Origin of the sequence: Halomonas sp. OfavH-34-E (assembly GCF_024124525.1) — a bacterium.
In the GTDB taxonomy this organism is placed as follows: Bacteria; Pseudomonadota; Gammaproteobacteria; order Pseudomonadales; family Halomonadaceae; genus Halomonas; species Halomonas litopenaei.
In genome coordinates, this window is the sequence record NZ_JAMXRY010000018.1 from 42,882 (window position 1) to 53,944 (window position 11,063).

An 11,063-nucleotide genomic window follows, 5' to 3' on the forward strand; every position below is an offset into this window, starting at 1 on the left:
CGATGGACCGGCCAGGCACTGCCAGCGCCCCGTCACGGCCCGCCTACCAGCTATTGGCAGAGCTCGACGCAGGGTTCGATCGGATCATCGCGTGCGCCAGAGAGGTCGTCGACCGCTGGCAGGCATCACGCCTTCCTGCCTGGTCCTTCGATCGCGAGACAGCCGATGCGGACTGGCTGCGCCAGGCGTTACTGGATCTGTGGTATGTCGACGGCCAGGACGGCCGTGTCACACGCAGCTATATCGGTCTGGTGGCCGCAGACCCTGTCACCTGCGAGGCGGCTCTGGCGCTGAACCAGGCCAAGGCGGAGTTTTCTGAACGGCTGAGTGTCATTCGCCAGCAATCGCCCCAACTGATACCCGAGATCAAGGCCAGGCTGCCGATACGCCACCCGGAACTCAATGATCACCTGGGGGGCGCTGGCCTCGCCCGCCTCCATCTGAAACAGACCTGGCGCGCCCTGCCCATCGCCGAGGCGCCGGTGGAGCGGGTTCGTCTGGCCTGGTACGCCAGCGGACGCTCCATCACCCGCTTGAGCGTGGCCGAAGTCGAGCGCAAGCTGATGGCCTTCGACACCGAGTCACCGCACATTCGCATTCAACTCGAGCGCCTCGCCGGCATTCCTTCCAGCGAGCCCCTGGCCCAGGTGCAACGACAGGCACCGCTGATGCGAGCCAACCTCTTTTACCGGGACCCTCTGCCGGACGGTCGCCTCAGGCGTGCCATGAATGCGGCTCTACCCCTGCTTGTGCCCCAGGCGCAACTCCCCCATCACAACCTTCCGCCGGCACAACCGCCAGCCGAACGCCAACGCGCCCGGAGAAGCGACGAACGCCTCGAGGACACCCCCTTCCTGCCAAGCTTGAGAGTCTTTCGCTACCGCTGAAGGGCCCGGTGCGGCGCACGCCAGCGCGCCCGCTCAACGAGGCTTGCCCCTGACCTGCCAAAGCACCTGCACCCCGCCTCAGGCGCCTGCGTTCCGGCAACCGCCATAAGCAGCGCGCGCCTGTCGGCAAGCGCTGACATCAGCAATTGCTGACATCATTTTGCAGTATTTGCGCAAAGACGCCACGGCCTTTACCCACAGAGCCGTCGGAAAATCCCTGTCAAAATCGCACAGGTTGAAGTCCGGCAAGCTCCATCTCGATGACCCCTGACAAAGGCAGAGGTCATGCGGTCAGGCGATGCGCCCCATCGATTGCAGCGTGGCGACCAATTCCCGCACCGATTCAGGGGTCTGGGCATATTCCTGGATCAAGCCCTGCAGCCGCCGCTCGAAGTCCTCTTCCTTACGACGCTGCTCTTCTTCTTCCAGGCTGTCGATGGAGCGGACCGGAGGGCCGGTGGGGATCTCGGCGGCCTTGTTCGGGTTGTCCAGGCTGCGCAGCGCTTCCGCGAAGGCGTCATCCAATTCACGAAAGCGGCGAAGCTTCTCGCGTTCGTCCATAGGCTTTTGGGAACTCTGAGATTTCATTTGTTACCAGTCGTTAACGTCGATGGAGGTGCGACAGGTTCAGTATCCTGCGGCACCACCTTATCAAGAAAGGCTCGAAAATAACGCCTTTTTTACTTTCACAACAGCATGTTAGATATGCAATCCATCACTGACGTTTTGTGCACAAACGATCAAAACGGCACATTGCACTTGCCAGACAGGCGCGCTAGACTGCATAACTACGTAACAGGATGTATCCTAACGCTACAAACCTACACCATCATACCTCGGGACAGGCGGATGTTCCGACTACAACGACCAGCGATACGGACGCTCGGATTCGCTCTCCGAGGACCCAGGGAGGGTCGGGTCCGCGCCGATGGTTCAGGGAGGCAAGACCATGTTCAACGAGATGATGCGCGCCGAAATCTGGCTCCAGGAAACCCTGGACAGTCAGCTTAGTATCGAAGATCTTGCCACGCGTATGGGGTACTCCTCATCCCAGGTGCGTCGGCGCTTCCGCCAGTCGTTCGGCATTTCGCCAAGTGCCTACCGCGACATGCTGCGGCTCGAGAAGGCCGCCAGGCTGCTGATCCATACGCCCCACGGCGTGCATGATATCGCCAAGCGCTGCGGCTATCGCAATCACTCGGCGTTCACCCGCGCCTTCCAGCGCCGCTACCGTGTCGCTCCCCGGGAGTACCGTCAGAACCAGCGTCTGGAACTCTATCGCCAGCGCCACAATCTGCCCCACTTCTCGGTGAAGATGGCCGACCTGCCGCTGCGGCGTGCCGCGGTCACCCGCCTCTATCAGCCGCCCGAAATCATCGAGAACCTGGACAACTGGCAGCGTAATGCCGAAGGCGCCTACGATCTTCCGGCACGCCTCACCAACGCGGCACCGATCGCTATTCTTCACGATCACCCGCTGGCCAGCGAGGCGCCCCGTATCGACCTGGGTGTCCACGTCGACGAAGAACACGCACACCGCCTGGCGCTGCCACTGCCGTTCCGCCTGGTCATGCTGCCGGCCCAGCGACACGCCTGCATCACCCTCGAGGACAGCTCACACCTGACCAGCGCCATGCTGTTCATGGCCTGTCGCGGCCTGTCTGAACACGGCGTCTACCTGAGCGGCGAAGCGCCTCAGCTGGTCAAAGGCAAGTATGGGCTGGAACTGCGACTGCCGCTACTCGAAGAGGACTGATCGCTTAGCCTCTCCGAGCCCGCAAGCCTCCCTTCTGGTGGCCACTTCGGTGGCCACCTTTTGCGTTCCATCATACCAGAATTCAAGCAAAGTACCGGCAACGACAAGGCCACAGCCCCGCTTCGCCTGGATCACACTGTTCCTGCATCACACCGGTGCAGTGGGAGGCCACGCTTCGTCCCCTCCCCGGAAACCAGAAACATCGCAAGGGGCAGTCGAAGCTTCGGGCTTCGGGCTTCGCCTCCAACGAGACGCAGCCGATCAAGGAATACCGTGCAAAAAGAAACCGTCCCGAACAATACGACGACGTCACTGTCATGTCGATGGTTCAAGACGGCTTCTGGCACCGCAAGCCTGAAGATCGAAACAGTGCCGGACCGATGCAACGTCCAAGGCACTGGCTCATCTGCGGCTCAAACAATCATCAGTCTTCTACACGCACCAGCCAGGACTCGACGGTGTCATTACCGTGCTCTTCCTTCCAGGCCTTCAACGTCTTCTGATTGCCACCACGAGTTTCGACGACTTCGCCGGTATTCGGGTTCTTGTAGATCTTGAGCTTGCGCTTGCGACGACCGCCAGCGGCCGGGGCAGCGGCCTTTGCCGGGGAAGCAGCGGACTTCGGATCCAGGATGGCGATGACGTCAGATGCGCTCTTGTCGAACTCTTTCATCAGCTCTTCGAGCTTTCCCTTGAACTCGAGTTCGGACTTGAGACGGTCATCGTTCTGGAGCTGACCAAGTCTTTCCTGCAGTTGCTGGAGCTGCTGCTCCATCTGCATATAGTCATTCAAAAGTGAAGACATTAAGGTACGCCTATAGTAGTTGCTTTCGGATGCAGGGGCATTATCACTCCTGCATGAGTATATGACAACCAGCCAAACGACGTTATTCAAACGTTATTGGCCAAAAGCAAAGTCAAAATCCTGTCAAACAAACGGTAGATGCTTACAACAAGGGCATCAACCCTAAAACACGTCCCCTCAAGCATATGCGGTAAAAACTCGCCCAACTCACCAATAATACTGAGGCAGCGCCGCCACGAGGGACATTCCAGCCCTCTACAATTTCTTACATATAAAAAAAGAGCGCTCCCCGAAGGAAGCGCTCTTGACCATTACCAGTCCCGAACAGTGTCGGGGTCCGGCTTAGTCCTGACCCATCTGCTGCTTGATCAGGTCGCCGATGGTGGTCGGGCCACCGGTCTCGACTTCCTGGTCGCGCAGCTTGCTCATGTTGCGACGGGTGTCGTCCTGGTCCTTGGCCTTGACGGACAGGGCGATCTGACGGTTCTTGCGATCGACACCGACGATACGGGCCTCGACGCTGTCGCCTTCGTTCAGCACGTTGCGCGCGTCTTCGACACGGTCAGCGCTGATCTCGGACGCCTTGAGCACGGCAACGACGTCAGTCGCCAGCTCGACGTGAGCTTCCTTGGCGTCAACCTCGACGACACGACCGGTAACGATGGTGCCCTTGTCGTTGACAGCCAGGAACTCGGCAACCGGGTCGGTATCGAGCTGCTTGATACCCAGGGAGATGCGCTCACGCTCCGGATCGATGGACAGGATGACGGCTTCGGCCTCATCGCCCTTCTTGAAGGAACGCACGGCTTCTTCGCCAGTCTCGGTCCAGGAGATGTCGGACAGGTGAACCAGGCCGTCGATGCCGCCGTCCAGACCGATGAAGATACCGAAGTCGGTGATGGACTTGATGGTACCGGCAACGCGGTCGCCCTTGTTGAACTGGGCGTTGAAGGTTTCCCACGGGTTGGCGGTGCACTGCTTGATACCCAGGGAGATACGACGACGCTCTTCGTCGATATCCAGCACCATGACGTCAACATCGTCACCGACCTGAACCACCTTGGACGGATGGATGTTCTTGTTGGTCCAGTCCATTTCGGAGACGTGAACCAGACCCTCGACACCCTCTTCCAGCTCGGCGAAGCAGCCGTAGTCGGTGAGGTTGGTGACACGGGCGTGCACCTTGGTGCCTTCCGGGTAACGATCCTTGATGTTGACCCACGGATCTTCGCCCAGCTGCTTCAGACCCAGGGAGACGCGGTTGCGCTCGCGGTCGAACTTCAGCACCTTGACGGTGATCTCGTCGCCGACAGCCACGATCTCGCTCGGATGCTTGATGCGCTTCCAGGCCATATCGGTGATGTGGAGCAGGCCGTCAACGCCGCCCAGATCAACGAAGGCACCGTAGTCGGTCAGGTTCTTGACGATACCGATGATCTGCTGGCCTTCCTGCAGGGTGGCGAGCAGCGCTTCACGCTCGGCGCTGTTCTCGGCTTCGAGAACGGCACGACGGGAAACGACAACGTTGTTGCGCTTCGGATCGAGCTTGATGACCTTGAAGTCGAGCTCTTTGTTCTCCAGGTGCGTGGTGTCGCGCACCGGACGAACGTCGACCAGAGAGCCGGGCAGGAAGGCACGGATGGAGTCGACGTCGACAGTGAAGCCGCCCTTGACCTTGCCGTTGATCACGCCCTTGACGATCTCTTCCTTCTCGAAGGCAGCTTCCAGCACCTTCCACGCTTCGGCACGCTTGGCCTTCTCGCGGGACAGGCGGGTTTCGCCGAAGCCGTCTTCCACAGCTTCGAGGGCCACGTGGACCTCGTCACCGACGGCAATGGTCAGTTCGCCGCTGTCGTCGCGGAATTGCGCGGCAGGGATCTGACCTTCGGACTTCAGGCCGGCATTGACGGTGACCCAGTCACCTTCGATGTCGACGACAGTAGCCGCGACGATCGCGCCCGGCTCCATGTTGATGTCCTGGAGAGACTGTTCAAACAGTTCAGCAAAGCTTTCGCTCATGATGTTCCTACGTGATCAACGTTGAGTGCGGCAGGGCCGCTTCTCCGCACCACCAGCAAGTGCGGGCCATATTCAAAAACCCCCGGGGATGTTGGCACTGGTTGGACCTGACCGAGTTTTCCGTTTCCTGTACTCGGGCACGTCGTGACATCTGGCCGGGGACGCCGCAAGGGAGTTCAGGTGCCGGACAGGAGCCCCTTTCGGGACAACAGTTCGGACAGCCGATCAACCACTTCCGGTATGCTCAGGCGGGTCGTGTCGAGCTCGATGGCATCATCGGCCGGCACCAACGGCGCCACGCTACGCTGCGTATCGCGGTCGTCGCGCGCCTGAATCTCCTTCAAAAGACTCGATAGACTAGCATCCACCCCGGCCTCCCGCAACTGCAGGTGACGCCGGCGCGCCCTTTCCTCGGCGCTGGCGGTCAGAAATATCTTCAGGGGCGCATCGACGAACACCACGGTGCCCATGTCACGGCCATCGGCGACCAGGCCGGGCGCCTGGCGGAAGTCCCGCTGACGCTCGAGCAGCGCCTGGCGCACCGCCGGCAACGCCGCCACCAGAGAGGCGCTGTTTCCCACCTGCTCGGTGCGAATCTCGCGAGTCACGTCACGCCCTTCGAGCTCGACCACCGCCTCGCCATTCTCGGCGCGAAAGACCACATCGAGGGCCGAGGCCAGTGCCGCCAGCGCCGGCTCATCGTCCAGCGCGATGCCCTTGCCGATAGCCGACAGCGCGGTCAGTCGGTAGAGGCTGCCGCTATCCAGCAGATGCCAGCCCAGTCGCTCGGCAATCAGCCGGCTGATGGTGCCCTTGCCGGCGCCGCCGGGGCCATCGATGGTCAGCACCGGGGCCGAATGGTCGTCATGATCGCTCATGCCTGCTCCTCGCGTACCTCTTCGAGTTCAAGGCCGACACCTCGTGCCAGCTCCACAAAGCCGGGGAAGGACGTGGCCACGTTGGCGCAGTCGTTGACCTCGATCGGGCTTGATGCGCGCAGGGCCGCGATGGTGAAGGCCATGGCGATGCGATGGTCCTCATGACTGTCCACGCGCCCGCCGCCATAGTTGGCGCCATCGCCGCCCTTGCCGACGATGTCGATGCCATCGTCATAAAGGGTGTTGTCGATACCCAGCACGCTCATGCCGTCGGCCATGGACTGCAGGCGGTCGGACTCCTTGACCCGGAGCTCCTCGGCGCCGCGCAGTCGCGTGGTGCCTTCGGCGTTGGCCGCGGCAATGAACAGTGCCGGGAACTCGTCGATGGCCAGCGGCACCTGGTCCTCGGGAATGTCGATGCCCTTTAGCGGCCGATAGCGGATATGCAGGTCGGCGACCGGCTCGCCCCCTACCTCTCGCTCGTTCTCGAGGCGCAGATCCGCCCCCATGGCGGTCAGGATGTTGATCACCCCGATCCGGGTCGGATTGATGCCGACGTGTTCCAGCACCAGATCCGACCCCAGGGTGATGGCCGCCGCCACCAGGAAGAAGGTCGCCGAGGAGATATCCGACGGCACATCGATCGGACCAGCGGCCAGCTTCCCGCCGCCCTGCAGCCAGCAGGTATCGCCCTCGCGCTCGACGGCGTAGCCAAAGCCATTGAGCATGCGCTCGGTGTGATCGCGGGTCGGTGCGGGTTCACGCACTCGGGTCTCGCCCTCGGCAAACATCCCCGCCAGCAGCAGACAGGACTTCACCTGGGCGCTGGCCATGGGCATGTCATAGTGGATGCCCTTCAGCGCCTGGCCGCCCTTGATCCTGAGCGGAGGACGCCCGCCTTCGGCGGTGTCGATCACCGCCCCCATCTGGCGCAGCGGATCGGCCACCCGCCCCATGGGACGACGTGTCAGCGAGGTATCACCGGTCAATTCAGTGTCGAAGGCCTGCCCCGCCAGCAGCCCGGCAAACAGCCGCATGGCGGTGCCGGCATTGCCGACGTAGAGCGGACCTGCCGGCTTCTTCAGGCCGTGCATGCCGACCCCGTGGATGGTCACGCGGCCCTGGTGCGGTCCCTCGATGGCCACCCCCATCTCGCGGAAGGCCTGGAGCGTGGCGAGGCTGTCCTCGCCCTCGAGGAATCCGGACACCTCGGTAACGCCCTCGGACAGCGCACCAAGCATGATCGAGCGATGGGAAATCGACTTGTCGCCGGGGACCCGGATGCGACCGGTGACGCTTCCGCCCGGGGCCACCCGGTAGCGCAGCATGGCTGATTCTTGCATCTGATATTCCGCCTGATAGCTGGTCTGATTCAACAGAGTATCGAAATAGTGGCGCGCATGACTGGCGCGGTCGAAGGTGGCCAGCAGACCGTCGCCATCACCACGGTTCACCGCGTCCCTGAGTCGGGCCAGACCTGACTCGAAGTCATCCAGGGCTTCGAGCACGGCGCCCCGGTTGGCCTGAAAGATGTCTCGCCACATCACCGGATCACTACCGGCGATGCGGGTGAAGTCGCGAAAGCCGCCGGCGGCGTAGCGAAAGATCTCGAGGCGCTCATCCTGGCGCGCCAGGGTATCCACCAGCGAGAAAGCCAGCAGATGCGGCAGATGGCTGGTGCGCGCCAGCACCTGATCGTGGCGAGCCACGTCCATCTCCAGCACCTCGGCACCGGTCAACTGCCACAGGACCCGCACACGCTCAAGCGCATCGGGGTCGGTGGCGCAGGTCGGCGTCAGGATCACCTTGTGGGCCTGGTACAGCTCCGGATTGGCCGCCGCCACGCCGCTCTTTTCCGACCCGGCGATAGGATGCCCCAGCACAAAGCGCGCGGGAAGCTCACCGAAGGCCTCGATGGCGGCCGCCTCGATCGCTGCCTTGGTGCTGCCGACGTCGGTGATCACCAGATCGCCGGCAGCGCGGCCACGCAACGCGCCTAGCTCGCCCATGACCTGGCCCATGGCCAGCACCGGTACCGCCAGCACCACCAGGGTAGCACCCTCGATAACCTCGGAGAGTTGTGTCGAACCCGCGTCGATCAACCCCATGCGACGTCCGCACTCAAGCTCCTTCGGGTCTGGGTCACAGGCCAGGATGAGACTGTCATCCCCCTGCCCCACCCCCGCCTTGCGCAAGGCGGCGGCCAGCGACCCTCCGATCAAGCCAAGTCCAACGATGACGATGCGTGAAGCCCGAGGCAAGGATGCGGGTACTGCGCCACGCGTTGCGACTTCCTGCATTGCGACGTCCTGCATTCCTTCTTGCTGCATTCCTTCTTCCTGCATTACTACAGGACCCCCTGGGGGTAGGAGCCGAGCACCTTGACCTCGGAGACTCGCAGGCGCACCTCCTCGAGCAGCGCCGACACTCGCGGCTCCTCGACGTGGCCACAGAAGTCGATGAAGAACACATAGTTCCAGGCACCGGTACGCGAGGGACGCGTCTCCAGACGCGTCAGGTCGATCTGGTGGCGGTGGAACGGCTCGAGCAGGTCGTGCAAGGCACCCGGCTGGTTACGGGTCGCCACCACCAGCGACGTCTTGTCGACCCCGGACATGGGCACGTCCTGGTTGCCGATGATCAGGAAACGCGTGGAGTTGTCCGGGCGATCCTCGATCTTCTCGGCCACGTGGCTAAGGCCATAGAGCTTGGCCGCCATGTCGCCGGCGATGGCCGCACTGTGCCACTCGCTCTTGACCAGCCTGGCCGCCTCGGCGTTGGACGACACCGGCACCCGCTCGGCGTGGGGGAAGTGGGCATCGAGCCATTTGCGACACTGGGCGAAGGACTGAGGGTGCGAGTAGATACGCGACACCTTGTCCTTGAGGGTAGTGTCGGCCACCAGCAGGTGATGGTGGATGCGCAGCACCACCTCACCGCTGATGCGCAGCCCCGAATCGATGAAGGAATCCAGGGTATGGTTGATCACGCCTTCGGTGGAGTTTTCCACCGGTACCACGCCGTAGTTCACCGCGCCGGCCTCGACCTCACGGAAGACCTCGTCGATGGCCGCCATGGGCAGGCTGATGGCGCTGTCGCCGAAGTGCTTGAGCGCAGCCTGCTGGGTAAAGGTACCCTCGGGGCCGAGATAGGCCACCTTGATCGGCTGTTCCAGCGCCAGGCAGGCCGACATGATCTCGCGAAACAGCCGTGCCATTTCTTCGCTGTCCAGCGGCCCCTGGTTGAGCTCCATCACCCGGCGCAGCACCTGGGCCTCGCGCTCGGGGCGATAGAACACCGCCTGGGGGTCGCTTGCGGTCTTGGTCTCCGCCACCTGGCGCGCACACTCGGCACGCTCGCTGATCAGGCGCAGGATCTCGGTGTCGATATGGTCGATGCGCTGACGCAGCGACGAGAGGTTCGGCTCTTGCGAATCACTCATGGGTTGTCTCCTTGTAACGCCCCGTGACCGGGCGTTGACGCATGGCTGGCGAAACCTGGCCCCGCCACCTCTTTACTGGGTGCGCCAGCTCTCGCACGAACCTCAGCCGCGCCGCTTCTCGAAATCGCCCATGAACGCCACCAGGGCGTCCACCGCGGCCTCAGGCACCGCGTTATAGAGGCTTGCGCGCATACCGCCGACGCTGCGATGGCCCTTGAGATTCAAAAGCCCCGCTGCTTCCGCCTCTTCCAGGAAGGCGTTATCCAGGGCGCTGTCGGCCAGCACGAAGGGCACATTCATCTTCGAGCGATTACGCACCGCGATGGGGTTGGAATAGAAGTCGCTGCGGTCGATGGCCTCGTAGAGCTTGGCCGCCTTGCGATCATTGATCTCGGCCATCGCCTCGAGACCCCCGACGTCGCGCTTGAGCCAGTCGAACACCAGACCCGCCAGGTACCAGCTATAGGTAGCCGGCGTGTTGATCATCGACCCTGCCTCGGCCAACTGACGATAGCTGAACAAGGACGGCATCTCGCTCACCGCCTGGTCGAGCAGATCATCACGCACGATCACCAGCACCAGCCCGGCCGGCCCGATGTTCTTCTGGGCGCCAGCGTAGATCACACCGAAGCGCGAGACGTCCAGCGGCTCAGACAGGATGGTCGAGGAAAGATCCGCCACCAACGGCACCTCTACCCCGTCGCCGCGCCGCGCCACGGGCACAAAGTCCAGTGCCAGACCACCGATGGTCTCGTTGGGGGTCACGTGGAGGTAGGCGGCGTCGTCGGACAGCGCGATATCAGCCTGCTGCGGTGCTTCGACATGGCCATTCTCGGCGCTGGAGGCGGCAATGTGGGCGCTGCCGAATAGATGCCGCGCCTCCTTGATCGCCTTGTTGCCCCAGATACCGGTTTCGATGAAGTTGGCCCGGCCGCCGTGGCCAAGCAGGTTCATGGGCACCGCGGCAAACTGCTGGGTGGCACCACCCTGGGTGAACAGCACCCGATAGTTGTCGGGCACTGCGAGCAGTTCACGCAGGTCGGCCTCGGCGCGCTCGGCGATGGCCACGTACTCGCTGGAGCGGTGGCTCATCTCCATCACCGAGAGCCCACGGCCCTGATAGTCCAGCATCTCGCGCTGGGCACGTTCGAGTACTGCGGTAGGCAGCGCGGCGGGCCCCGCGCAGAAATTGTAGTGGCGTGTCATGGTGTCCTGGCGATTGATCGTCAAGGGCAGGCGTCCGGCGACGCCCGCCAGTCACTATATAGGTGGGCCA

At 62.7% G+C, this 11,063-nt stretch carries 9 protein-coding genes; 2 read left to right on the forward strand and 7 right to left on the reverse strand.

Going from position 1 to position 11,063, the window contains the following annotated elements; all coding sequences use genetic code 11:
- Positions 1–2 precede the first annotated feature (2 nt).
- Positions 3–887 carry a DNA replication terminus site-binding protein gene (locus tag NH448_RS09845; RefSeq protein ID WP_045992370.1) on the forward strand — a complete coding sequence of 295 codons (885 nt, stop codon included), beginning with the start codon at positions 3–5 and terminating at the stop codon, positions 885–887.
- A gap of 291 nt (positions 888–1,178) precedes the next feature.
- On the opposite strand, the gene NH448_RS09850 is transcribed toward NH448_RS09845, so the two are convergent.
- Entirely contained in the window at positions 1,179–1,475 is a 297-nt protein-coding gene (locus NH448_RS09850; RefSeq protein ID WP_253028710.1) for a hypothetical protein, read from the reverse strand.
- Between the two features lie 361 nt (positions 1,476–1,836).
- On the opposite strand from NH448_RS09850, the gene NH448_RS09855 reads away from it, so the two are divergent.
- Positions 1,837–2,643, forward strand: a complete 807-nt coding sequence (locus NH448_RS09855) for a helix-turn-helix transcriptional regulator (protein ID WP_045992373.1) — start codon at positions 1,837–1,839, stop codon at positions 2,641–2,643.
- 424 nt (positions 2,644–3,067) lie between these two features.
- Here NH448_RS09855 and NH448_RS09860 read toward each other — a convergent pair whose 3' ends face one another.
- The 6 genes from NH448_RS09860 to serC form a co-directional block, all read right to left on the reverse strand.
- On the reverse strand, positions 3,068–3,448 hold the full coding sequence (locus NH448_RS09860) for a histone-like nucleoid-structuring protein, MvaT/MvaU family (RefSeq protein ID WP_045994818.1): 381 nt from the start codon (positions 3,446–3,448) through the stop codon (positions 3,068–3,070).
- A 342-nt stretch (positions 3,449–3,790) separates the two neighbouring features.
- Entirely contained in the window at positions 3,791–5,467 is a 1,677-nt protein-coding gene (rpsA, locus tag NH448_RS09865) for a 30S ribosomal protein S1 (RefSeq protein ID WP_253028711.1), read from the reverse strand.
- 176 nt (positions 5,468–5,643) lie between these two features.
- Positions 5,644–6,345, reverse strand: a complete 702-nt coding sequence (gene cmk / locus NH448_RS09870; RefSeq protein WP_253028712.1) for a (d)CMP kinase — start codon at positions 6,343–6,345, stop codon at positions 5,644–5,646.
- Positions 6,342–8,645, reverse strand: a complete 2,304-nt coding sequence (locus tag NH448_RS09875; RefSeq protein WP_253028728.1) for a bifunctional prephenate dehydrogenase/3-phosphoshikimate 1-carboxyvinyltransferase — start codon at positions 8,643–8,645, stop codon at positions 6,342–6,344. The genes cmk and NH448_RS09875 overlap by 4 nt, the downstream gene beginning before the upstream one ends.
- Before the next feature lie 47 nt (positions 8,646–8,692).
- A complete protein-coding gene (gene pheA, locus NH448_RS09880) occupies positions 8,693–9,787 on the reverse strand; it encodes a prephenate dehydratase (RefSeq protein WP_045994814.1) in 1,095 nt (364 codons plus the stop codon).
- 102 nt (positions 9,788–9,889) lie between these two features.
- Complete coding sequence (serC, locus tag NH448_RS09885) at positions 9,890–10,993, reverse strand: 3-phosphoserine/phosphohydroxythreonine transaminase (protein ID WP_253028713.1); 1,104 nt, start codon at positions 10,991–10,993, stop codon at positions 9,890–9,892.
- Positions 10,994–11,063 lie beyond the last annotated feature (70 nt).